General features: G+C 46.2%; 18 protein-coding genes and 1 tRNA gene. 9 read left to right on the plus strand and 10 right to left on the minus strand.

All coding sequences use genetic code 11. From position 1 onward, the window contains the following. Positions 1 to 106: 106 nt before the first annotated feature. The 3 genes from trpA to ndhL all read right to left on the minus strand — a co-directional run bounded on the left by trpA (position 107) and on the right by ndhL (position 1,581). Positions 107 to 904, minus strand: a complete 798-nt coding sequence (gene trpA, locus QUB68_RS16355) for a tryptophan synthase subunit alpha (RefSeq protein ID WP_332994328.1) — start codon at positions 902 to 904, stop codon at positions 107 to 109. Positions 905 to 1,059: 155 nt separating this feature from the next. After that, complete coding sequence (locus QUB68_RS16360; protein WP_332994330.1) at positions 1,060 to 1,365, minus strand: DUF3007 family protein; 306 nt, start codon at positions 1,363 to 1,365, stop codon at positions 1,060 to 1,062. Continuing rightward, positions 1,366 to 1,581: an NAD(P)H-quinone oxidoreductase subunit L gene (gene ndhL, locus QUB68_RS16365; RefSeq protein ID WP_193972727.1), complete on the minus strand. Its 216-nt coding sequence runs from the start codon at positions 1,579 to 1,581 to the stop codon at positions 1,366 to 1,368. It lies immediately after the preceding gene. Between the two features lie 196 nt (positions 1,582 to 1,777). Here ndhL and QUB68_RS16370 point away from each other — a divergent pair. Further along, positions 1,778 to 1,862 (plus strand) — tRNA-Leu (locus QUB68_RS16370). A 190-nt stretch (positions 1,863 to 2,052) separates the two neighbouring features. Here the strand turns inward: QUB68_RS16370 and QUB68_RS16375 are convergent. Beyond that, positions 2,053 to 3,828, minus strand: a complete 1,776-nt coding sequence (locus QUB68_RS16375; protein ID WP_332994332.1) for a sensor histidine kinase — start codon at positions 3,826 to 3,828, stop codon at positions 2,053 to 2,055. Positions 3,829 to 4,244: 416 nt separating this feature from the next. Beyond that, positions 4,245 to 6,956: a DNA methyltransferase gene (locus QUB68_RS16380; RefSeq protein WP_332994334.1), complete on the minus strand. Its 2,712-nt coding sequence runs from the start codon at positions 6,954 to 6,956 to the stop codon at positions 4,245 to 4,247. Between the two features lie 172 nt (positions 6,957 to 7,128). Between QUB68_RS16380 and QUB68_RS16385 the strand changes: the two genes are divergently transcribed. From QUB68_RS16385 to ureC, 5 genes are all read left to right on the plus strand, one after another. Beyond that, a complete protein-coding gene (locus QUB68_RS16385; protein WP_332994337.1) occupies positions 7,129 to 8,013 on the plus strand; it encodes an urease accessory protein UreD in 885 nt (294 codons plus the stop codon). A 320-nt stretch (positions 8,014 to 8,333) separates the two neighbouring features. Continuing rightward, the gene (ureA, locus tag QUB68_RS16390; RefSeq protein WP_015179363.1) at positions 8,334 to 8,636 is read left to right on the plus strand and encodes an urease subunit gamma; all 303 of its coding nucleotides are present in this window, start codon (positions 8,334 to 8,336) and stop codon (positions 8,634 to 8,636) included. 33 nt (positions 8,637 to 8,669) lie between these two features. Next, on the plus strand, positions 8,670 to 8,987 hold the full coding sequence (locus QUB68_RS16395; protein WP_332994339.1) for an urease subunit beta: 318 nt from the start codon (positions 8,670 to 8,672) through the stop codon (positions 8,985 to 8,987). Positions 8,988 to 9,277: 290 nt separating this feature from the next. After that, positions 9,278 to 10,372: a glycosyltransferase family 61 protein gene (locus tag QUB68_RS16400; RefSeq protein WP_332994341.1), complete on the plus strand. Its 1,095-nt coding sequence runs from the start codon at positions 9,278 to 9,280 to the stop codon at positions 10,370 to 10,372. Positions 10,373 to 10,505: 133 nt separating this feature from the next. Continuing rightward, a complete protein-coding gene (gene ureC, locus QUB68_RS16405) occupies positions 10,506 to 12,296 on the plus strand; it encodes an urease subunit alpha (RefSeq protein WP_332994342.1) in 1,791 nt (596 codons plus the stop codon). A 143-nt stretch (positions 12,297 to 12,439) separates the two neighbouring features. Here the strand turns inward: ureC and nuoB are convergent, their stop codons facing one another. Beyond that, a complete protein-coding gene (gene nuoB / locus QUB68_RS16410) occupies positions 12,440 to 13,165 on the minus strand; it encodes an NADH-quinone oxidoreductase subunit NuoB (protein ID WP_332994344.1) in 726 nt (241 codons plus the stop codon). A 475-nt stretch (positions 13,166 to 13,640) separates the two neighbouring features. On the opposite strand from nuoB, the gene cax reads away from it, so the two are divergent. Next, positions 13,641 to 14,762, plus strand: coding sequence for a calcium/proton exchanger (cax, locus tag QUB68_RS16415; protein WP_332994345.1), 1,122 nt, complete (start codon positions 13,641 to 13,643; stop codon positions 14,760 to 14,762). Between the two features lie 611 nt (positions 14,763 to 15,373). Further along, on the plus strand, positions 15,374 to 17,485 hold the full coding sequence (locus tag QUB68_RS16420) for a serine/threonine-protein kinase (protein WP_332994346.1): 2,112 nt from the start codon (positions 15,374 to 15,376) through the stop codon (positions 17,483 to 17,485). 221 nt (positions 17,486 to 17,706) lie between these two features. On the opposite strand, the gene QUB68_RS16425 is transcribed toward QUB68_RS16420, so the two are convergent. The 3 genes from QUB68_RS16425 to QUB68_RS16435 form a co-directional block, all read right to left on the minus strand. Then, entirely contained in the window at positions 17,707 to 18,255 is a 549-nt protein-coding gene (locus tag QUB68_RS16425) for a GUN4 domain-containing protein (protein ID WP_332994348.1), read from the minus strand. A 141-nt stretch (positions 18,256 to 18,396) separates the two neighbouring features. Further along, on the minus strand, positions 18,397 to 20,067 hold the full coding sequence (locus QUB68_RS16430) for a calcium-binding protein (protein ID WP_332994350.1): 1,671 nt from the start codon (positions 20,065 to 20,067) through the stop codon (positions 18,397 to 18,399). Between the two features lie 211 nt (positions 20,068 to 20,278). Next, complete coding sequence (locus QUB68_RS16435) at positions 20,279 to 20,917, minus strand: transaldolase family protein (protein WP_332994351.1); 639 nt, start codon at positions 20,915 to 20,917, stop codon at positions 20,279 to 20,281. Between the two features lie 513 nt (positions 20,918 to 21,430). On the opposite strand from QUB68_RS16435, the gene QUB68_RS16440 reads away from it, so the two are divergent. Next, the gene (locus tag QUB68_RS16440; RefSeq protein ID WP_332994352.1) at positions 21,431 to 21,658 is read left to right on the plus strand and encodes a hypothetical protein; all 228 of its coding nucleotides are present in this window, start codon (positions 21,431 to 21,433) and stop codon (positions 21,656 to 21,658) included. A 289-nt stretch (positions 21,659 to 21,947) separates the two neighbouring features. On the opposite strand, the gene QUB68_RS16445 is transcribed toward QUB68_RS16440, so the two are convergent. Then, positions 21,948 to 23,111: a quinone-dependent dihydroorotate dehydrogenase gene (locus tag QUB68_RS16445; protein ID WP_332994354.1), complete on the minus strand. Its 1,164-nt coding sequence runs from the start codon at positions 23,109 to 23,111 to the stop codon at positions 21,948 to 21,950. Between the last annotated feature and the right edge of the window lie 176 nt (positions 23,112 to 23,287).

A 23,287-nucleotide genomic window follows, 5' to 3' on the forward strand; every position in this document is an offset into this window, starting at 1 on the left:
GAAGGGGGTGTATGATCTCAAGTACAACAAGGTCTTTAGTCGCAATTGTCGCCGCACGTGGCGATCGCACACATCTGTCTAATGGCTGAAAGTATCTGCACAGTTGCTAATCATTTTGAATCGCTGTTTTTAGACTCTTGCAGAATTCGCCGATCGATTCTAAGCCTTCTTCTGGAGTGCCTTGGGCCAAGCGTTTGACAAAAGCACTGCCAACAATCACAGCGTCTGCACCCCATTCTTTCACTTGCCGAGCGTGTTCGGGTTTCGAGATACCAAACCCGACACCGATGGGTTTTTCGGTGATGCTGCGGATTTCTTGCAGCAACTCTTTTGCTCGCGTGTCTAAGCCTTCGCGCACTCCCGTCACCCCCGTCACGCTGACTAAGTAAATAAATCCTTGAGACTGGCGGGCGATCGCCTCTATGCGACTTTTGGGACTTGTCGGAGCAACTAATAATGTTAGTTCAATCCCTAATTTGTTGGCCGGTTGGATGAGACTGTCGGCTTCTTCTAAGGGCAAATCTGGTACAACTAATCCCTGAACTCCAGCACTTTTGATTTGCTGCAAGAAGGTTTCGATACCTCGGTACAAAATCGGGTTGTAGTATGTAAAGAGAATTATGGGCGATCGCAAATTCGGACTAACTTTCGCTACCATTTCCAGCACCGGATCTAACCGCGTTCCCCGCTGCAAAGCCCTAGTAGCAGCGGCTTGAATCACAGGCCCGTCAGCTAGCGGGTCAGAATAGGGAACGCCAAGCTCGATCGCATCTGCACCGTTATCATCCAAAACTTGCAGTGCTTTAGCCGTTGTCTCCAAGTCTGGATCGCCAGCAGTAATAAAAGGAATTAATGCACATTGGTTGCTTTTGCGCAACGTTTCAAAACAATTAGAAATAGTCATTAGTTATTAGTAATTAGTCGGTGGTCATTAGTCAATTGTTATTGGTTATTGGTTATTGGTTATTTGTTAGTTGTTAGTTTTTTGTGTTTGTTGCAATTACTAATAACTAATAACTAACGACCAATAACTAACAACTAATAACCAATAACAAGTAACTAACTATCTTTTTCCTGCTCAATTTCGGCTTGAAGTTTGGCTAATTCTTCGGGAGTGAGTGCCTCTAGCTGCTTCTGCAAAACAGCGTCTTTGTACTCTTTCAGTTGCTGGCTGTAGGTCATACTTTGAGTCAGCGCTCGAAATAAATAAGTCACCAGCCAGCCAATCAAGCCGACAACCAAAAATAGCTGACTCCAAATCCCTGCATTCATGCTGTCGAGTCCGGCGAATTGCAGCACCAAGTAGGCCAACCCACCTGCTACAAAAAAGCCGAGACTGATTCCAATTACGTCAATACGTCGCATTTAGGCTTCTATCTGCCGCCGTTTGGGGCGAAAATTCAAAAAGGGAGCTAGGAGAAACATACCTGGAAAAAAGAAGAACATCAAGAAGTACATGAAGCCGCGCTCAAAAGAGGTGGCCACGTACCAGCGGCTGTTCAGGTAAGCGTAGGTGGCTGCGGGTACTACCAGGAGGTAGGCTCCTGCCAAGACGGCGTAAAGCAGTAAGGTAATATACATAGATTTGATTTAGGGGGAAAATAACAGGGTAAGTGGGCTGACACGCTCCGCTAGCTGGTTAACTATTGTACCGCTTGGGGAGAACCAGCGCGACTTTTGGGAATTTTTCGATTAGGGGTTGCGTAAATTGGGGTTTGGTTGTAGAATAAAAGGCTGTTGTTGTCAGTGGCTCAAATCCACAGCAATTTCACGAAAGGGGGGTGTGGCGGAATGGTAGACGCTACGGACTTAAAATCCGTTGACCCGAAACGGTCGTGTGGGTTCAAGTCCCTCCACCCCCATATAATTCCATGTTTTTTGAGTTAACAAGCTGTTGCGGCATTTAACTTTATTTTTCTGGGCGATGCTCAGAGCAACGCCCCACAAGAGTTTTAAGAAAGAAGATTCTTCAAATTAGATGCGCGCCAGCTTATAGTAATTCTTGCAAGATTTGTGGGATGGGCTTTGATCCCGTCCCAGATTTGTGCAATATCACGCAGCAACTGGCAAAGTAATCGCAAATTCTGTGCCCTGTCCTATTTCGGAATTCATCTCAATTTTGCCTTGATGCTTGGCAACGATTTGATAGGAAATAGCTAATCCCAATCCAGTGCCTTTGCCGATCGACTTTGTAGTAAAAAACGGGTCAAATATCTGTTGGGCACTGGCTGCTGCAATTCCCGGCCCGTTATCCCGAATCTTGACAGTGACAGCCTTGTCTGCCATAACTTCCGTGCTAATCCAAATCGTTGGCGAAAATTCTTTGTCTGCCTTTTTCACCTCCTCCAGCGCATCTATTGCATTGCCGATCACGTTCATAAATACTTGATTCAGTTGCGATCCATAGCACTCAACCAGAGGCAAATTGCCGTATTCTTTAATAATTTGAATACCTTGTTTGAGCCGGTGATTTAGAATTACCAGGGTGCTGTCTATTCCTTCGTGAATGTCCGCCGCTTTCATTTTGCCGTCGTCTAAGCGGGAAAAATTCCGCATGGATACGACAATTTCGCGGATGCGATCGGCTCCCATTTTCATCGAACAGAGGGTTTTTGGCAAATCTTCTCTGAGAAATTCGAGTTCAATGTCTTCGATGCGCTCTAGAATAGCATCTGGTGGGTTTGGATAGTATTCTTGATAGAGAGTTACCAAACCTGCCAAATCTTGGATGTATTGGTTGGCATGATCAATGTTGCCGCCGATGAAGTTGACAGGATTGTTGATTTCGTGGGCGATCCCTGCCACCATTTGACCGAGAGACGACATTTTTTCGGTCTGAATTAATTGGGATTGAGTTTGTTTGAGTTCTTTTGTATACTCGCTAACTCGCTGAATCAATTGATTGAAAGAATCTGCTAAAACTCCGATTTCGTCTGCGGTTGTGACCGGTACTTGCAGGTTAAAATTAGATTCGCGGGCGACTTGCTGGGCGACGTTAGTCACTGTTTCGAGCGGTTGGGCGATCGCGCGGCTGGTTTTGTCCGCCAGCGCGACGGCGATCAGTGCTGAAATCACCATACTCCCCAGAATAATGCGGTTTCGCAAAGCTTCAGCTTCTTCTAATGCTTCCGCTCCTTGCAGTTTTTGAACTTCAATTGTAGCAATTACTTCGGTCAAATTGTCAGCAAGGTTATCTAGTACGATCGCCTCTTCGTCGCTGCTAGTCCTCAACATCTGTAGCTGTGCGGCATCGATGCGGTTGGCCTGCAAATCCCATACTCCGGCTTCTTTTAATTGCAGTTTAGTTAGCTGAGCATAGTAATCAATGACGAGCGCATACCTTTGTAATGTAGACTGCAAATTTTTCTCTTCTATTGCTAGCCTGTCGGGATGTTTTCTGGCAAAAAGTTGAATTTCGGAAATCAGGATTTTCGCCTGAGTGATTTGCTTGACAAACCGATCGTGTTCGTATTTCAGCCACACGGCGTTTCCCAAAACTGCCGGCAATCTCGCCGCGTGCGATCGGGCTGCAAATACGCTATTTTGCAAATTTTGCAGCAGTTGCTGCTGCTGCCCAGCAACATTTACCTGAATTAAAGCTTGCTTGCGAAAGTAGTCTCCTACTTTCAGTCCCGCACCCGTGCCAACAATCGCTATGCCGATCGCTAAAGCGTAGCCGTAGCTAATTTTTTGACCGATCCGCAAATGATTGAATCGTCTTCTTACCCAATTTAGATTAATGGATGAATTCTGTAACAAGCTTTTTTTAGCAGGGTGAGATTGCTCTACTTGGCAATCTTGGGGCTGAGTGTCGGTAAATAATAACATTGAAAGTTTCTCCCAAACAAATCAGGAGTAGTTGACATCCTGCACAATTTTTTGTAATATCGAGAAACAGCCAAAACCTCCATTTCTCGGTTAATCATTTAACGCAAGTTAAAACCCTTAATGTTTCGGTGCTTACTCCTGAAAATACGCGATCGGGAGATCCGATAGTTTTTCTGGGTTTTAACTCTTGGCGTTTTTTTGGGGCGGACAGTCGGTTGCGTACAAAATGTCGAAACTGATCTTTGTCTTAAGTCTGCCAGAGGAATCGCTGTTTTCGCTGCCAGCCGACGCGATTTAGCTGATCCCCTCTTAATTATCTCTGTTCTTAAACTGGAGTGTTTGTGATCTGTATCAACAATCTATGTGATTCTACGGATAGTTACAAAACTTATAATAACTGCGATTAGTATTTTTACTCAGTTGGTGGCACAAGGCCCAACTACGGGTTCTCCCCGTTTTTCTTTTTCTGCCACTTCTAGGTTCAATTCCAGCAGTTTTGCTAAAATATCGTCGCTGTGAGTAAATCCGTAAGCTTGCATTACTTGGCGATCGAGCTTAGCATGGAGTTTATAAAGTTGGCTGGTTGGTTCTTCAAAAAATTTATTGTAAAGTTGAGTAATTCCCCACTGTTTTGCTAACATTTGTTGAGTGCGATATTGGTGCATTTCGACAGCAGTTGCCCGAATTTGCTCTACTAATTGCTGCGCTGCTGTCTGGGGAAATGGGAAAGTTTCAAAACAGGTATTGTGGGTATAAGCGATATCTGCTTTGAGAGTTGATTTTTGAGCGTGCATCCAAGTCCGGTGTACTTTAGATGAGAGAATGCCAAGAATATAAAAGTCTTCTGAAGCAACAACTACTGATTTATCTCCAGGCAGCCAGCTAACGGGGGCGGGAATGAACACAGCCCATTTCGAGACTCTGGGCACAGTAAAGTAGTAAGATAATAGTGCGATCGCCTTTCTCATTGCAGGTCGCTTTTCCCCATATTTCCACCAATTAAGTTTAGTTAATTCTCTCCGATTACCATCCCGTTCTGGCTTAACATTAGCTTTCACATATTCAAAAGGCTGCACGTATTCACTCGCGTCTTCAATGTTCATATCATTAAAGTCAATAATCCAGCGTTCCGGCGTACCGTTAGGATTTTTTGCTAGATTTCCACCCATTGAAAATAGTTTAAGAACCTCTTGGTTTTCAGCATCTGCTTTAACCCAATCCTCAACTTGTTGCTGAGTTACAATAAATCCTTTTCCAACCGGAATTACACCTTGAAAGCATCTGTTTGAATTAGCTAACAATTTCGCCGCTTGAGAAACATCAATCGTAGCTTGCAGCGAAGAATTAATACTTAAAACTGGGCGGCTATCTAAAATGTAACGTTTCGGCTCTTCCTTGCTCCAATTAACAATACTTACATGAACTTTAGCTTCACCAGACCAAGGTTGAGTAGAAATAGCATCATAAATATAACCGCCATTTTGAACAATATAATCTAAACCAGCAACGCGGCTTTTCCCTTGACTGATTGAATTGGTAGCCACCAAACCAGCCCTGCCATTACTGCCTAAATTATTATGAGCAATCCGAAACCAATAAGAGCAAAAATCCACAGAATCTTTGACATCTGAAAACCGTTCAAATACGCGGTCAATATATTTGTCATTTAGTGTCATTCTCATATGCTTTCCCCCTAAAAATGGCGGATTTCCGATAATCGCGTCAGCCTTCACCCAATCAGTAAACAAAGCATCAGCACAGACAATATTTTGATCCAAAGTATCCAAAGGCAAAGAAGGTTCTTGCAATCCCAAATTATCAATCGCCACCTTGCGGCCAATCATCAGCGTCACCCGCGCCAACTCCACCGCAAACGAGTTAATATCCATGCCATAAAATTGCTGTGGCGTAACTACTGAAAGGTGAAACTTTGAACCTTCAAACTCATTTAACTTATCTAACAATAACTTTTCAATATGCTTGAGTTCCTGATATGCCACATAGAGAAAATTTCCTGAACCGCAGGCTGGATCTAGTACCCGATATCTACCTATTTCCTGGTGCAGACTTTGCAGTTCCTTAACTGTAGTTGCAGCTTGAATCCGTTCCTCCCAGTAATAAGTAATCGTTGGCAAAACAATCCGCCGAATGTCTCCTTCAGATGTGAAGTGAATGCCATGTGCGTGTCGTTGTTTTTTATCATTCTTCAACGCCCCCTCAAAGATATTGCCAAAAATAGAAGGGCGTACTTTACTCCAATTTTGTTCGGCACAAACTTCGAGAATTTTTAACTCACCTGGTTGTAATTCTATGGGGTGAATCTCTGAAAATAAGCCGCCGTTAAAATATTCCACACCTTCATAACGTCCCGCAGGCGTGACTCCATCCTGGTTCATTGCTTGAAATAAACCCCCCAAAACATCGTAGGTACTTGCCCCTTCCAGACAATCTTTGACGCAGCGAGTAAAGAGTCCTAGCGGCAAAAGTCCCCTATCTTCAGCAAACATTGCTAACACGCACTGCAACACAAATCGCTGGGCTTGAAGCTGATTAAATTTAGGAGATTTGCGCTCTTTTTCGCGCTCAATTAGCATTTCCAGCAACATCCCCATTCTGCTAGCAGCTTTCTCTGTAATCTCGACTTGGTTATTTTTGAATATGGCGCGGCGGGCGACAGATTCCATAAAGGCAAAAGCAGGCGATCGCGCTGGTAATTGCTTTAATGCTATAATGTCTAAAGGTTCATCGGGCTGAAGATCAAAATCGTAAATGTGAAATTCATCGAAATTGCACATCATCACGTAGCGAGGGCGATCTTCTTTTTTGAGGCGCAGATAATACCGCTCAGTTTGGGCGCGATACTCCCTTTTTGTGAGGTCTTCTCCCCGCTTTTTCATTTCTATTAAAACGTGCTTTTTCCACACCAAATCAGCAAATCCCATTTGACCTTTCTTGCTAGCCTTTTCGATGCGTTCTTCATAGGTTGCGCCAGCTTCCAATGCCCCCTCGTGACCGAATGCCTGAAAAAAGCGGTCTAAAAATACTTGTGCTTGTCCTTTTTCATCGCCAGTAATATGTTGTTGGCAGTAAGCGACGAATTTCTGGAGGCTGTCGGGGGTAGCTGGCATGGGAGGATAGTTTTAAAGGCCTGATTAATTAGTATATAACAGTTTTCAATCCGATGAAATAAAGTAGGGACTATCCGGGGTGTGCCAGGGATATCTAGATGATTTAAAAAGTTGATTGACGGTGCAGCAGTCGTGGTATGTTTTTGATAGTGGCTGTTTTTAGCAAAAATCTGTGAGTGAACCTTCGACTGAACAAGCTGCAAATAAGATAAATGGTTGGCACGGTAGACTGAATTTAGTCTACGCGAACCGATCCGGCGCAACTCAAATCATTCACAATCAAATGCAAGCGCCCCTCAAGGTGCAGCGTCCGTTTTATCCTGAAGGGAAAGAGGTTTGTCACAGCGTAGTTTTGCACACGGCTGGGGGAGTTGTCGGGGGCGATCGCCTTTCGCTCAATTTCCACCTCCAACCAAACGCCAAAGCCTTAATCACCACCGCCGCCGCTGCTAAAATCTATCGTAGCAGCGGACAGTCAGCACAACAAAATATTGACATTCAAGTAGATTCCGGCGCTAATTTAGAATGGCTACCGCAGGAAACAATCGTTTTCGACGGCGCAATTTATCGGCAAGATTTGCGGGTAGAATTAGCGCCGCAAGCCAGTATTTTGCTCTGGGAAATTACGCGCTTTGGACGCAGTGCTAGGGGCGAAAAATTCTTGTCTGGAGAATGGCGATCGCACACCGAGATCTGGCAGCAAAACAGCCCTCTGTGGATTGACAGACAATGGCTAAAAGGCGGAAGCAAAATGCTCGAAAGTCCTCACGGCTTAGCCGGAAAACCCGTTGTCGCTACCCTGGCTTGGATCGGCGAACCCGTAACAGCAGATATAGTAGAAAAAGTGCGAGCTTTGCGGTGCGAAGAAACAATTTATCCGGCATCTGTGGCTGTTAATTATACTGCGGGCGTTACTCGCATTCCCAACGGTTTACTGTGTCGGTATCGCGGTTCGTCCACCGCTGCCGCCAGAGACTGGTTTGTCAGCATTTGGCAATTGCTGCGCCCGTCTTTTTGGGAACGCCCTTGCTGTTTGCCCAGAGTTTGGATAAAATAGCATTCTCTTTTAGTTTTTTAGTTTCAGATACTTTCTCTTCCCGCTGCAACAAATAAAATGCAACACCAGCCCCCAGCGCCAGACATACAACTTCCGATTGACATTCCCCCCGACAAGATAGCCGAGTTTTGTCAGAAATGTGCGATCGACAAACACTCTGTTTTCGGTTCTCTGCTAAAGTCCAAAAATAAAAGCATAACCACCTTGACACCAACCGGATGTTAACACTATCTTGAGTCATGGGATGTAATTAGCAATGATTGGCAGCCGCTAAGAGTTGAACTTGAATAAATAATGCGATCGCACTTACAAGAATAAAAATGCAGCTTACCCCCCAAGAAAAAGACAAACTGCTGATTTTCACCGCCGCCCTGGTAGCAGAGCGCCGGAAACAAAGAGGTTTAAAATTAAACTATCCAGAAGCGCTAGCCTACATTTCAGCCGCGATTTTAGAAGGAGCAAGAGATGGCCTCACCGTCGCAGATTTAATGAGTTACGGGACAACTCTGCTGACGCGGGAAGATGTGATGGAAGGAATACCGGAAATGGTGCATGAAGTGCAAGTTGAGGCGACTTTTCCTGACGGAACAAAGTTGGTGACAGTCCACGATCCGATTCGTTAAATATTTAATAGCAAAAAATCGCAGGAGACAGATATGATTCCGGGAGAAATGATTGTTTCAGACGGTGAAATTGAGCTAAATGCCGATCGCCCAACAGTGAGCTTGCTGGTCGGAAATACGGGCGATCGACCCATACAAGTCGGTTCCCACTATCACTTCTATGAGACAAACGAAGCCTTAGAATTCAATCGAGAACAAGCAAAAGGAATGCGGTTGGATATCCCCGCAGGTACAGCAGTTAGGTTTGAACCGGGAGATGAAAGAGAAATTCAATTAGTGCCATTTGTTGGTAGCCGTCAAGTATACGGCTTCAACTCAAAAGTGAACGGAAATCTGGATGCTGAACCATGAAAGCAGAAGAGAGTTCGCGAGTAGTAATTTTTTAGTCTGCAATTTTATAACAACTTATTTTTAAGTTAAAAATCGTTTATAGCCCTACGCCGGGAGAGTGACACAGCAATATCAAAACTTTTTATCGGCTTTCAGCATAAGTGCAGAAGTGCCTTTGTTTTGTCAGTTAATTCTCAGACTTTTGAGCGAGTTAAAATCGATTATTTGCGATCGACACTGGTTGTGAAAACCCCAAACATACACAGTAAAAGCGAGTGATAAACCCAAAATTAGTTGACCAGATCAAACAGATGTTGAAGCAGAGCTTGCTGGAAACATCGAGGCGTGTTTGGAGAACCCCGTTAGATCGGCGCACCAGCATCAAATTGCTAGACGACAGCATCCTGTACAAACAGCAGCACGAACCCATCAACATATCTGCATTAACCTCAGTAAATAAAGTGCCTTCTCGGTTTTTTGCCACAGAAACAACCGTGTCTTTTGACCCGGATTATGTTTGGAAAGTTTCTTTGAATCAACAAATAGATTCTCTCACTATTTGTACGTCTGGCAACACGTTGCTAAATAACAAATTGCTGTTAGACTTGGATTTTCGGATTAGCGGTGCGGGCATTTTGGAATGGCCTTACAAACCTCACCAAATTACCTATCCGCTGGTAGTTGCGCCTTGGTCGCATTTGTGGTGCAGTTATTACGATTATGTTATTTTTGTACTAGCTAAACTTTGTCGGATTGAGGAGGCTTTAGGTAAGGAAATTTGGCAAAAAGCCAAAATTTGTTATCCTCTGCGCCAGACAGCTTTTGAGTTAGGATTTATGAGGAAACTCGGTATTCCTGAAAGTTCGCTAATCGACACTCGCGCTAGAGATACGGGATATCATGCAGAAAGCGTCGTGTTGGGAAACAATCAAGACTGGTATTTTCCCAGTCCTTACGATATAGAGCTTTTGCGGAAAAAATTCTGTCTACAGGAAAAGGTAAAGCCTTACAGAAAACTTTATGTGTCTAGAAGCGGGCGGCGCCAGGTGAAAAATGAGGCACAAGTGCGAGAGGTATTGAAAGAGTTTGATTTTGAAATATTGGAAGATGTCTCGCGCACTGTGGATGAACAAATTCGCCTGTTTGCAGAAGCGCAGGTGGTTGTCGGCCCTCACGGCGCTGGTTTGACAAATTTGCTGTGGTGTCAGCCGGGAACAAAAGTATTAGAATTCTTGTATGGAGGGTACACTCCACCATATTTTTATTACATTTCGCAGCTATTGGGATTAGAATACCATCGGATGGTTGATAACAGCGAAGACCCGGAAGATTGGAGTTTGATTGGTATGGATATGATGGTGGATGTGAATATTTTGAAAAGGCAACTGAAGAAAATGCTGGAGTAATTTTCATAGTGCGCCAAAACGTGCGCGTAAATATTGTAAATATTTGATAACTCAGATTGAGTAACTCTGGACATAGTATAATTAAAGTTAGCCTCAACTGCTAACTAAAAAGTTATTAATATTAGGAGCGAGCATGAGTTACAGAATGGATCGCCGCGCTTACGCGGAAACCTTCGGGCCGACAACGGGCGATCGCGTGCGGTTAGCCGATACAGAATTATTTATAGAAGTTGAAAAAGACTTCACAACCTACGGGGATGAAGTTAAGTTTGGCGGTGGCAAAGTCATTCGCGACGGCATGGGACAGTCGCCTATTTCTAATGCTGATGGTGCGGTTGACACGGTAATTACTAATGCTTTAATATTGGATTGGTGGGGAATTGTTAAGGCAGATATTGGACTTAAAGACGGCAAGATTTACAAAATTGGTAAAGCCGGAAATCCTTACATTCAAGATAGGGTAGATATTATTATCGGGCCCGGTACAGAAGTAATTGCTGGTGAAGGAATGATTCTCACGGCGGGGGGAGTTGATACTCACATTCATTTTATTTGCCCGCAACAAATCGAAGTGGCGATCGCCTCTGGAGTCACTACGATGATCGGCGGCGGTACAGGCCCAGCAACGGGTACAAACGCTACAACTTGCACTCCCGGGCCTTGGCATATGTACAGAATGCTGCAAGCCGCCGATGCTTTCCCCGTAAATATCGGTTTTTCAGGTAAAGGAAATAGCAGTCAACCCCAAGGATTAGTCGAACAAATTATTGCTGGTGCAATGGGTTTGAAACTTCACGAAGATTGGGGAACTACGCCAGCAACGATCGACAATTGTTTGAATGTAGCTGACGAGTACGACGTGCAAGTGGCAATTCACACCGATACTCTCAATGAAGCGGGATTTGTGGAAGCTACAATTGCTGCGTTTAAAAATCGCGCTATTCACACTTACCACACTGAAGGTGCAGGCGGCGGACACGCACCGGATATTATTAAAGTTTGCGGCCAAGCTAATGTTTTGCCTTCGTCTACTAACCCGACTCGCCCTTACACTGTCAATACTTTGGAAGAACATTTAGATATGTTGATGGTTTGCCACCATTTGGATAGGGGGATTCCTGAAGATGTGGCTTTTGCTGAGTCGAGAATTAGAAGGGAAACTATTGCTGCTGAGGATATTTTGCACGATTTGGGTGCGTTTAGTATGATTTCTTCGGACTCGCAGGCGATGGGAAGAGTTGGAGAGGTGATTATTCGGACTTGGCAAACTGCACATAAAATGAAGGTGCAAAGAGGTCATTTGGACGGGCAAGATGCCCGTTCCACAATAACAAGAGACGGGCAAGATGCCCGTTCCACAGGAGATTTGGACGGGCAAGATGCCCGTTCCACTGGGGGGAGAAATGATAATTTTCGGGCGAAGCGGTACATTGCAAAATATACAATTAATCCGGCGATTACTCACGGAATTAGTCAGTATGTGGGTTCGGTGGAAGAGGGTAAGTTGGCGGATTTATGTTTGTGGCGGCCGGCGTTTTTTGGGGTGAAACCGGAACTGGTAATTAAGGGTGGGGCGATCGCCTACGGGCAGATGGGAGATGCTAATGCCAGCATTCCGACGCCGCAGCCTGTGCACATGAGGCCGATGTTTGGCAGTTTTGGCGGTGCGATTGGGGCGACTTGTCTGACTTTTGTCAGTCAGGCTGCGCGCGATCGAGATATTGCAGCACAGCTCGGTTTACAAAAGCCAACTGTAGCAGTTTCGGGGACGCGGCAGATTAGTAAAAGAGATATGAAACTCAACGATTATTTGCCGCAGATGGAAGTCGATCCAGAAACCTATGAAGTCAGGGCGGACGGGGAATTGCTGACTTGCGAACCGGCAACTGTTTTGCCAATGGCGCAGAGATATTTTCTGTTTTGATATCAGATGAAGGAGGCGATCGAAATAGCGTCTGTATCAGATGGATGCGGACTCGCATTCCGAACGATCAAACCTAGTTTATTATGATCTTGGCTGCGGAGATGATATTATTCGGTGAGACTCGTCCCAGATTTGAGTTTCAATCACGATGACGCGGCGATCGCCCGAATTGATTCAAACTCCCGTAAAGCAGGCAATCCCGATGAGACAAGTTCAGGCGGCGGAACTTGATGGGTTTCCAGGTATTTTCCGTCGTGAATTAGCGGCACAGCGTTCATCCGGTGAGGGCGGGTGTAGTAGCGGTGGGTTGGTTCTGTCTTTTGCCGTTCTTGCAAGCTCTCGTTGGCAATCTTCTTACGCAGTTTGACGATCGCATCCATGATTGCTTCAGGCCTGGGCGGACATCCGGGCAAATAAACATCCACCGGAATTAGCTTGTCCACACCCCGCACCACAGTAGGAGAATCGGCACTAAACATTCCGCCTGTAATCGTGCAAGCCCCCATGGCAATCACGTATTTGGGCTCCGGCATTTGTTCGTAAAGCCGCACCAAAACAGGAGCGTACTTCATCGTAATTGTGCCTGCGGTAATCATCAAATCTGCCTGTCGGGGAGACATCCGGGGAAACATACCGAATCGTTCCAAATCAAAGCGGGAAGCGATGATGGCGCTAAATTCAATGAAGCAGCAAGCAGTGCCAAACATCAGCGGATACAAACTCGACATTTTTGCCCAGTTGATCATGTCATCGACTGTGGTGAAAATCACGTTTTCCGATAGCTGTTGCGTGACTTCGGGATAACTGGCGGGATTCGCGATCGACAAATCTTCAGAAGGAATATCTAGTGTAATGTCAGGTAAAGTCATGTTGACAAAACTCCTCGATCGATATAGCTGTTAGTTATTAGTTGACAGCTTTACACTGTCTGAGCCATGCTCGACACTGCGATCGAACCCATCCAAAAATTGATTAAAATGTCCGTGAGATTATCTCATTGAGAATTGGGTTCAAAAAGTTGAATGGCAAACACAGTCTCGGCTCAATTATGGCATCGCATTTTAGAGCCCGCCACCAACTGTCACATATATTGACACTCCCGCACTCTCGGATCTTGATCGCAGGCAATTTATCTATGTAGCAGCTTAGTTGTCGGCTGAGTCATTTTCAAATTTTCCAGAAAGCTGTTCAATTTTATTAAGTATCTTCCCAAACTTTTGACCAAACAACGTGAGTGCGATCGCCCGCCCCCAGCTTTGGGCCAACACTCAATTGCTTTCCGCTTCCCTTGGCTAAACTTGGTATCAGGCTATGATTGACGGTTGGGAGCTTTTCAGAATCTAAATGCTAAACACAACCAACATAATTTCCAGCCTGCTGTTATTTATCCCAGTTTCCATCGCCGGACACTTTCTCGGCTGGGAATCCTCCACCATCTTCATCACCTCAGCCCTAGCCATTATCCCTTTAGCAGCTTGGATGGGTACGGCCACCGAAGAAATCGCCGTCGTCCTCGGCACCAACTTGGGGGGTTTGCTGAACGCTACCTTCGGAAATGCCACGGAACTGATTATCGGCATCGTCGCCCTCAACGCCGGACTAATAGATGTTGTCAAGGCCAGCATCACCGGTTCAATTATCAGCAACCTGCTGCTGGTGATGGGATTTGCGATGCTGCTGGGCGGGTTGCGCTACAAAGAACAAGAATTTCAGCCGACAGTCGCCCGGTTGAACGCTTCAGCGATGAACCTAGCCGTGATTGCCATTTTGGTGCCGACTGCTGTTGATGTCACCTCTATCGGCATCGCTCCAGAAATTATGCAGAACCTCTCTAGCGCTGTTTCTGTAGTCCTGATTCTCGTCTACGTGCTGACGCTGCTGTTTTCGATGAAAACCCACAGTTATCTGTACGATGCAGAGGGGGCAGATATAGAAATGCTCGAAGAATTAGCCGAAAGTAACTTAGCACCAGACAGTCCCGATCACAAGGTGAATCTGCCTTTGTGGATTGGGGTGCTGTTGGGCTGTACGCTGATGGTGGCGATCGAGTCAGAACTCCTAGTGGGTACTCTAGAAGAAGCGACGGCGCGTTTGGGACTGACATCACTGTTTACCGGGGTAATTTTAGTGCCGATTATTGGCAACGCGGCCGAACACACGACGGCGGTGACGGTGGCGATGAAGAATAAAATGGATTTGTCGGTTTCTGTGGCTATGGGATCGAGTTTGCAAATTGCTTTGTTTGTTGCCCCGGTGTTGGTTTTGGCGGGTTTTATCCTGGGCAAACCCATGGATTTGGACTTCAATCCGTTTGAACTTGTAGCGGTTACGGTGTCGGTGCTGATCGCGAATTCTATCAGTTCTGATGGCAAGTCTAACTGGCTCGAAGGTACTTTGCTGTTGGCAGCTTATGCGGTTTTGGCCCTGGCGTTCTACTTTCATCCGGTGATCGAGGGAATTGTTTAACAGGCTAGAGAAGGAAGAGTTGACAGTTGACAGTTGACAGTTGACAGTTGACAGTCAGAAGGAAGAGTCATCAGTCATCAGTCATCAGGAAAAGGCTTTCGGCAGATTGTTGTTCCCCTCTGGCACTCTCCCCCTCGCATTCTTCTCCTCTCTCCTGCTCTGTTACTTCTTTGTTCGAGAGTGGTCGTGACGATCGTACAATTGAAATGTGACTGCTGTGAGTTAGGGAAAAAAACAGGATGGGCACTGGCGAGCAAGACTTTAGTCAGTCTGCTGGACTTGTGCGATCCTTGTGAAGTTCAATCCCCGTACTCATCAGTGTTATACTAGGTGTGCTACGATCGTCATAAGTTGAAAATTGAGCATAACTAGACAAAGTAAAAACTCGCACTCTGATTTTTGAGTACGTAGTTACACCGATCGGTGTTACCGTCTAGGAAAACTCGCATTTGAACAAAAACCGAACTAGATAAAGAAGACTGATCGAGTACGGTACGGCATACCGGAATTTACGCTTGAGGAGAAGACACCCATACTTTGGCTGGAGTAATCCAGTCGCAAGCAAGTGACTTCGCTGAACCAAGAATCTCTAGTCACCAAGAGTGCTGAGAGTGTCAAAATCAAACTTGATAGAGCAACCTCAATCAGGGTTATGTGGCTTCGTGAGTTATTGCCTCAATCCCAAATGCCCGAATCCCTCCGATCCAGCCAACTCTGGCAAATCCGCGTGTATCCACTGCGGGTCTGAACTTTTGTTGCAAGGTAGATATCGGCTAGTTACACCTCTCGGAAACGGCGGCTTTGGTAGAACATTTGAAGTGGACGACAACGGCGCCCGAAGAGTGCTCAAAGTCCTGCTGAAAGAACATCCCAAAGCTGTAGAACTTTTTAAGCAAGAAGCTGACGTATTGGTCAGGCTGAGACATCCAGGTATCCCAAAAGTCGATCGCGACGGTTATTTTATATTTACGCCAGCTCACAGCACAGAGTCTTTTCACTGTCTAGTGATGGAGAAAATTGCTGGGGCAAATTTGCAAGACTGGCTGAAACATCGGGGTCGCCCGATCAGTCAAGAACAAGCTCTGAACTGGCTCAAACAACTGTCGGAAATTTTAGACCAAGTTCACAGACTCAACTATTTTCATCGGGATATCAAGCCGCACAATATTATGTGCAAGCCGAACGGGCAGTTAGTGCTGATCGATTTCGGGACTGCTCGGGAAGTGTCGGCGACTTATTTCGCTAAGGTGGGCCAGGGGCAAAATGTCACTGGCATTGTTTCCCCTGGCTACACGCCGCCGGAACAAACTAATGGCAAGGCTGTTCCGCAGTCGGATTTTTTTGCTCTGGGGCGCACTTTTGTTTATTTGTTGACTGGGAAGCCGCCGACTGCGTTTCCCGAGAACCCGCGCACGGGTAGATTAATGTGGCGCAAAGGAGCTCCTCAGGTTTCCGACCCCTTGGCTAATGTGATCGATTACCTGATGGCGCCTTTTCCAGGAAATCGACCTCAAAGTCCGCAGATGGTTTTGCAGTGCTTGGAGGAAATTAATCTAGACGGCGGAGAAACTCAGTTGCCGACTCAGTTACCGACGACGGGGCAAACTAAAATTCGCGGAACTTCCGGAGGGCCTGGGGCGACGAAGCAAAGTTCCATAAACCGCCTCAGACCTCTGAATTCGGGATTGAACAAGGCCGGGAAACAGGCTTTTGATTGGAAAAATAAGTTGCTGGCGGGCGCTGCTGTTGTGATGCTGGGTATTGGCGCGTCTCAAATTTACGGTTCGATGCGTTACGGGGTGTTTCCGGCAAACCCGGTGTGGCTGCTTTCTAGTTTGCCTAGCAGTCAGTTTTTGGAAAGAAGTTTGGATAATGTCGGGAGTGTAAATGCGATCGCCCTGTCGCCGGACGGTCAAACCTTGGTCAGCGCAAGCTTTGGGACGATTAGAATTTGGAATGTCAGGACGGGACGCCTGGTGCGGACTCTCAATCCGGTGCATTCTAAAAAATCGGTGAAGACGCTGGCGGTGAGCCCGGACAGCTCGATTTTAGCGAGCGGCGGCGACGACAATAATGTGATTTTGTGGGATTTGAAGACGGGGCGGCGGATGCGGACGATTTCTGCTCACAAAGCGGGGGTCAACGCGATCGCATTTAGCAGCGACGGTCAAACTCTCGCTAGCGGCAGCGATGACAAAACTATTCGCTTGTGGAATGTCAGAACCGGCAGCAGGTTGCGGACTTTGATCGGCCACACCGCAGCAGTAAACGCGATCGCTTTGAGCCGGGACGGTCAAACTCTGGCTAGTGGCAGCGATGACAAAACTGTGCGTTTGTGGAATCTCAACACTGGAGAAGTCAGAAGAATTATCACAGGTCACGGGGGCGTGATTAATGCTGTGGCTTTTAGCCCGAACGGCCAAGTTGTGGCTAGTGCTAGCAGCGACAATACGATCCGTTTGTCGAACGTGCAAGACGGGAAGCGCACTCGCACTTTTAAAGGGGATTCGAGCTGGGTGAGGACGATCGCTTTTAGCCCCGACAGCCGCACTTTGATCAGCGGGGGCGGAGATATTATAGTTTGGGATTTGAAGACGGGAACAGAAAGAAGCACTCTTTCGGGTCACAGTCAGTTTGTGAATTCTGTGGCGATTGCCAGAGATAGCAAGACTTTGGTGAGCGGCAGTCCCGATCGCACGATTAAGATTTGGCGAATGCCATAGTTATTCGTCATCACCAACTCTTGACACGGCAATGCCGTTTCCATACCCCAAAATAATCGCGATCGTGACCTGAGAAATGTAACCATCGCCCGATTAATTTTAGGGACACGGCAGTGCTATGTCCTGACTGTGGTTAACATGAATTCCGATGCTTGGATTAGTTGGCTAATTTTGATTTTTAACCGTCGATTAACACGGATAGATAAAATACGCTACAACTGTTACTTGCCACAATTGGAGAAAGTAGAAAACAGGTTAAATTCTGTAACTCTCCACGCTTGCCATGTCTGCCCGCCAGCAAAAAGACTGTATCTAGTGAGGCTTTTATCACTATCAACATAACTTTGCCAACTTAATGCAGCAATAGTTGGATACTGGGCCGGAAACTCCCCTGGTATCGGACTGACTTGCGAACTCATGTTCCAGCCTACTTTTTGGCTAAATTCTTGAATTTGACCTTCGCAAGTTTTACAGCCAGAACCGCCCACTTGCCGCCAAACCTCCAACTGAGGAGTCAATCCATATTTGCCGTTGCTGGATTGCATCCACAGGCGATCGATCGTGCGGAGGTTCGGACAAGACAGATTGGCGGAGTTGTTGCGGATCAGAGAGACTGTTTCTTGATCGGCTTCGTACCATTTTTTGGCTTCTAATAAGGATTTAAGTTTGCTGAATTCGCTGTTGCTTTCTTGTGAATTCGCGGCAAAAGTTGGTAGCAACACTGCCAGAACTGTGCCGATTAATGCGAGGGATTGTTTGCGAAGTTTCATGATTATGTTCCTTTGAGTAAGTAGGTGGACATATTATATTGGGTGTCATTGCGAGGAACGCTCTTCGAAGCGATCCGTTCGCTTTTATGCGTTCCCGTTCCCCGTAGGGGTTCCGTGAAGGGTAGGGTAGGAAAGCAATCTCTAGACTGAGACAAAATCTTCAATGCCGATGAGATTGGGAGTAATGCCTGTCAAAGCAGCTAAAACTTCATTGCTGCTAGCTACTCTAATTAATGTGCCGTTAGTTCCAGCAGAAATTGATAGCTGTCCGAAAGTCAAGCCATTGATTAATTGAAAGGTATCTTGACCGTTGGCGAAATCAGAAATTGTATCAACTCCCAACCCCGCACCTAAAACAAATACATCATTGCCCGCGCCGCCGACTAGATTATCGTTGCCCAAACCGCCGTTGAGCGTGTCAAAACCTTTGCCGCCATTTAGGATATCGTTGCCGCCGCCGCCATTTAGGATATCGTTGCCCCGCAAACCGTTGATGATATCGTTGCCGGGAGTGCCGGTCAGGTTGTCGTTGCCGGGAGTGCCGTTGATGTTGTTACTAGGAGTATTGATGACGCCTGAAGCGTTGGTTAAGTCAACAACGAAAATGTCTTGGGCGTTGTTAGTGTCACCCGGTACGAGGTTGGAGGCCTCAGATTGAAACGCCACAAACCTCCCGTCGGCTGAGATGGAGGGAAAGAAGGAAGTAAAGATCGACTGATAGCGTTCCCCTGAAACAGAGAGGCGGGTGGTGGTATTGGTTGACAAATCGCGCACGAAGATGTCGCTGAGATTCCTAGTGTCCCCAGGCACGAGGTTGGATGTCTCAGATGGAAACGCCACAAACCTCCCGTCGGCTGAGATGGAAGGGTTGTAGGAGTTACCGATCGCCTGATTACCTGCTGAGTCAACAGAGACGCGGGTGGTGGTATTGGTTGACAAGTCCCGCACGAAGATGTCCTCTTTATTGTTAGTGTCGCCCGGCACGAGGTTGGAGGAATTAGATAAAAACGCAACAAACCTCCCGTTGGCTGAGATGGAGGGAGCACGGGAGAGGTTTTTCCCCTGATTGCCTGCTGAGTCAACTGAGACGCGGGTGGTGGTATTGGTTGACAAGTCGCGCACGAAGATGTCTCGGCTACCATTAGTGTCCCCCGGTACCAGGTTGGATGCGTCAGATGAAAATGCCACAAACCTCCCGTTGGCGGATATGGAGGGAGCGGAAGAGTTGTCTATCCCCTGATTGCCTGCTGAGTCAACTGAGACGCGGGTGGTGGTATTGGTTGACAAGTCCCGCACGAAGATGTCTTCTGTATTGTTAGTGTCGCCCGGCACGAGGTTGAAGGCATTAGATTTAAACGCCACAAATCGCCCGTCGGCTGAGATGGATGGAACCAAGCTAAAGGAGGAGAAGTCGCCGTTCCCCTGATTGCCTGCTGAGTCAACTGAGACGCGGGTGGTGGTATTGGTTAACAAGTCACGCACGAAGAAGTCGCTGCTACCATTAGTGTCCCCCGGCACCAGGTTGGATGCGTCAGAAAAAAATGCCACAAACCGCCCGTCGGCTGAGATGGAGGGAGCACGGGAGAAGTCGTTCCCCTGATTGCCTGCTGAGTCAACAGAGACGCGGGTGGTGGTATTGGTTGACAAGTTGCGCACGAAGATGTCTCGGCTATTGTTAGTGTCCCCCGGCACCAGGTTGAAGGCATCAGATGAAAACGCCACAAACCGCCCGTCGGCTGAGAAGGAGGAACTGAAGGAGCCATCATTCCCCTGATTGCCCGCTGAGTCAACAGAGACGCGAGTAATATTCATAAACCCTGATATTTAAAAGTACAAGTATTGATTGACATCATTCAATAAGCAGGTCTCAAAGTCAATTCATAAAAGTCATAACCTTGAGTTCATAAAAGTCATATTTATCAACAAATGTTACCAACAGTAGACAAAATAGCCAAACTAATATAGATTCAGCGAGCGAATGATACTTGCTCCAGAATTAATCAAGTTTTCTGTGTTGCAAAATCTAATAACTAATTCCCCGCCCGTTTTTGGCAAATTCATCTACTGTTTGCTGGGACAATTCGTGAACGGCCATTGCTTGCAATACGTCCAAAGGCAATGTCAAATGATGGGCGCCGGCTAATAAAGTCTGCACTGCTTCTTCTGGAGATTTAATGCTGGCTGCCAAAATCTCTGTATTCGTTCTCTGCAACACGTTGGCCATATCCCGCACTAAGGCAAAACCGTCTCCGAGGAGTCGGGTGGCGCGATTCACGTAGGCGATCGCATATTTTGCCCCTGCTTCTGCGGCAACAACGGCCTGGGCGGCGCTGTAAATAGCTGTTACCGCACAAGGAATTTCCCCCGACAAGTGGGCTACTGCTTGGAAGCCCGCGGCTGTTGCTGGAATTTTCAAAACTGCTTGTTGCCCGATCGCCTCAAAAGCGGCTTTTCCTTCTGCTACCATGCCATCAAAATCAGATGCTGTTAGCTGATAGTACAGTTCCCCAGAAGTTAACTGTGCCAGTTGTTTGAGCGTTTCCTCAGGTGATAGCTCGCTTTTGGCCAAAAGTGTCGGATTAGTAGTAATTCCCGCTATCCATCCGAACTTGCTGGCCTCTGTGGCTTCGGCTATAATTGCAGTATCGACATAAATTGCCATCGGCTCTACACCTTCAGTTTCTTAATATTTTCCTGACGCTTGCTTTCAGCTTGAGATCGATCTCAGCGAAATTAATTGTTAAGCTTTAACAATATCAGAATCTCGGAAATATTACTGTTAAGTAAATATAACAATTCAGTGATGTGCATCACTGACAGTATAGCCTTTCTCAGAAATATGAGGTACTATCCGGCATAGGGCATAGGGCATAGGGCATAGGGCATAGGGCATAGGGCATAGGGCTATCCTCACTTTTTTGATAACCGCTATAGTGCGAGTTTTGAATTATTGAGTTTTGATAAATTTCACAAAACTTTTGTAAAGAGACCTGGTTGATCGGCAAAGTGTGTAAGTGCTGTTGAAGATAATTCAGAAATTAACTCAAAACTTTGAAGTCATTTGGTAACGGCGATTCTCGGGTAGATAAAAATTAAATTCCCAAATCCCGGATACACATAAGTGGCATTTGTAGTAATGCTTATGTATGCAATCACTCTCGGAGGTGACTCAGAAATGACAGCCAAAGAAAATCAGTACCCACAAGTCAGCTTTGAGGCCTCTTCTGAACCAGCTCAATCAGAAAAAGCACCAGCAACTGCTGACGAATTTTCGCCGAATGTTAAGTCTGAAACTGCGTTTCAACTTATTCAAAATATCCGAAAAGACAGTTTCAAAGCTCTAGAACGTTTCTTGATAGTGAGCATAGATTGGAAGCTTTCACAACTTTCTAAACGTAAGTAAGTTAAGGAGCGGTAACCCACGGGCGAGGTGTGATTTGTGAGTTGTGCTGGGAATTTTGTTTTACTCAAAACTTACAAGCTTGGAACTTAAATAATTGGTGGGGGATTATAAAAACCCCCCTTTTCGTAGGGGCTGAAAATGGTGTTATTGATGCCTCTGATGAGATTGAAAAACTGCTCGGATCGTCTGTTATTTTTTCGTAAAATCATTACTCCTCGGTCAGCCAGGGGAATTTATGATTATTGAGATAGCCAGAGGTTCAAACTTGTCTGACTGTCGGACTTTCGGACTACTTAATATTTTCCGAACCAACGGCTTCAGAAATTGAATTAAATCCTTTTTCTTCTAACTTTTGTAGCAAACCTTGGAGAATCCGGCGCACCATCCAAGGCCCTTCGTAAACCCAACCGGTGTAAACTTGAATTAAACTGGCACCGGCGGCGATTTTTTCCCAAGCATCTGCGGCGGTAAAAATGCCGCCTACTCCAATGATTGGCAATTCGCCTTTTGTATATTGCCAGATAAATCGGATGACTTCTGTCGATCGCTCTTTGACTGGCATTCCGCTAATTCCGCCGGCTTCTTCGGCGATGGGTTTGCCTGTTTCTCGCAATATTTGGGTTTTCAATCCGTCGCGGCGGATGGTGGTGTTTGTGGCGATAATTCCTGCTAGTTGGTAGGTTTTTGCTATGTCGAGGATGGAGGCGATCGCTTCTGGTTCCAAATCTGGTGCAATTTTGACTAAAATTGGCTTGATTCCTTGATTTTCTTGTTGCAAAATTTCCAAAATTGTGCTGAGCCCGGCCGCATCTTGGAGCGATCGCAACCCAGGCGTATTTGGAGATGAAACATTGACTACAAAATAGTCGCCCCAATCTTTGAGCTGCTGAAAACTCTCCAAATAATCGGCTGCTGCCTGCTCTAACGGTGTTACCTTAGATTTACCGAGATTGATCCCGATCGGGAATGGAGACTGAGGCATGGGGCGCGATGCCTCGAATTTTGACTGTTTCTGTGCAGCCTGAAACCGGGCTGCCATTGCCGCGGCTCCTTGATTGTTAAATCCCATGCGGTTGAGGGCTGCACTGTCATCCGTCAAGCGAAACAAGCGAGGTTGGGGATTTCCGGGCTGCGGTTGCGACGTGACAGTGCCGAGTTCGGCAAAGCCAAAGCCAAAATTTGCCCAAATGTCTGCTGCTACGCCGTTTTTATCAAATCCTGCGGCTAAGCCGACAGGATTTTTAAAGCTCAGTCCCCACTTCGATTGTTCGAGGCGAGAATCTTGTACTCCCAAAGATTTCTGCAATCGCGAGAGTATCTGGCTGGTGGCGGGGTTTGACTGGGTTCTGGCTGCGAGTTCGAGAACTTGAAGAGTGCGGTTGTGCAGCCACTCGGCATCGGTTTTCAATACCGAAAATAACAGCGGCCGCACACTTGATTGATAAATATCCAATGACTTGTCCTGGGGCAATTGACAGTTGAGAAGGCTAATAAAAATATTCAGGAGTAGACTGCGAAGGGGAGATTTTTACTTCAACTTCGATCGACTTGATCTAATCTTTTAGATTTAAGCATAAGTTAGACGACTATATTATAAGTTGATTCTTTTATATTTTAATTTTTTTAATT

The sequence above is a fragment of the Microcoleus sp. A006_D1 genome (assembly GCF_036702805.1).
In the GTDB taxonomy this organism is placed as follows: Bacteria; Cyanobacteriota; Cyanobacteriia; order Cyanobacteriales; family Microcoleaceae; genus Microcoleus.

What these genes read in the sequence shown, in the direction of transcription:
- ureA (WP_015179363.1), top strand. Translation starts at nt 8,334, where the DNA reads ATGCAGCTTACCCCCCAAGAAAAAGACAAACTGCTGATTTTCACCGCC.
- QUB68_RS16435 (WP_332994351.1), bottom strand. Translation starts at nt 20,917, where the DNA reads ATGGCAATTTATGTCGATACTGCAATTATAGCCGAAGCCACAGAGGCC.
- QUB68_RS16380 (WP_332994334.1), bottom strand. Translation starts at nt 6,956, where the DNA reads ATGCCAGCTACCCCCGACAGCCTCCAGAAATTCGTCGCTTACTGCCAA.
- QUB68_RS16375 (WP_332994332.1), bottom strand. Translation starts at nt 3,828, where the DNA reads ATGTTATTATTTACCGACACTCAGCCCCAAGATTGCCAAGTAGAGCAA.
- QUB68_RS16400 (WP_332994341.1), top strand. Translation starts at nt 9,278, where the DNA reads ATGTTGAAGCAGAGCTTGCTGGAAACATCGAGGCGTGTTTGGAGAACC.
- ureC (WP_332994342.1), top strand. Translation starts at nt 10,506, where the DNA reads ATGAGTTACAGAATGGATCGCCGCGCTTACGCGGAAACCTTCGGGCCG.
- QUB68_RS16440 (WP_332994352.1), top strand. Translation starts at nt 21,431, where the DNA reads ATGACAGCCAAAGAAAATCAGTACCCACAAGTCAGCTTTGAGGCCTCT.
- trpA (WP_332994328.1), bottom strand. Translation starts at nt 904, where the DNA reads ATGACTATTTCTAATTGTTTTGAAACGTTGCGCAAAAGCAACCAATGT.
- cax (WP_332994345.1), top strand. Translation starts at nt 13,641, where the DNA reads ATGCTAAACACAACCAACATAATTTCCAGCCTGCTGTTATTTATCCCA.
- QUB68_RS16360 (WP_332994330.1), bottom strand. Translation starts at nt 1,365, where the DNA reads ATGCGACGTATTGACGTAATTGGAATCAGTCTCGGCTTTTTTGTAGCA.
- nuoB (WP_332994344.1), bottom strand. Translation starts at nt 13,165, where the DNA reads ATGACTTTACCTGACATTACACTAGATATTCCTTCTGAAGATTTGTCG.
- QUB68_RS16430 (WP_332994350.1), bottom strand. Translation starts at nt 20,067, where the DNA reads ATGAATATTACTCGCGTCTCTGTTGACTCAGCGGGCAATCAGGGGAAT.
- ndhL (WP_193972727.1), bottom strand. Translation starts at nt 1,581, where the DNA reads ATGTATATTACCTTACTGCTTTACGCCGTCTTGGCAGGAGCCTACCTC.
- QUB68_RS16425 (WP_332994348.1), bottom strand. Translation starts at nt 18,255, where the DNA reads ATGAAACTTCGCAAACAATCCCTCGCATTAATCGGCACAGTTCTGGCA.
- QUB68_RS16395 (WP_332994339.1), top strand. Translation starts at nt 8,670, where the DNA reads ATGATTCCGGGAGAAATGATTGTTTCAGACGGTGAAATTGAGCTAAAT.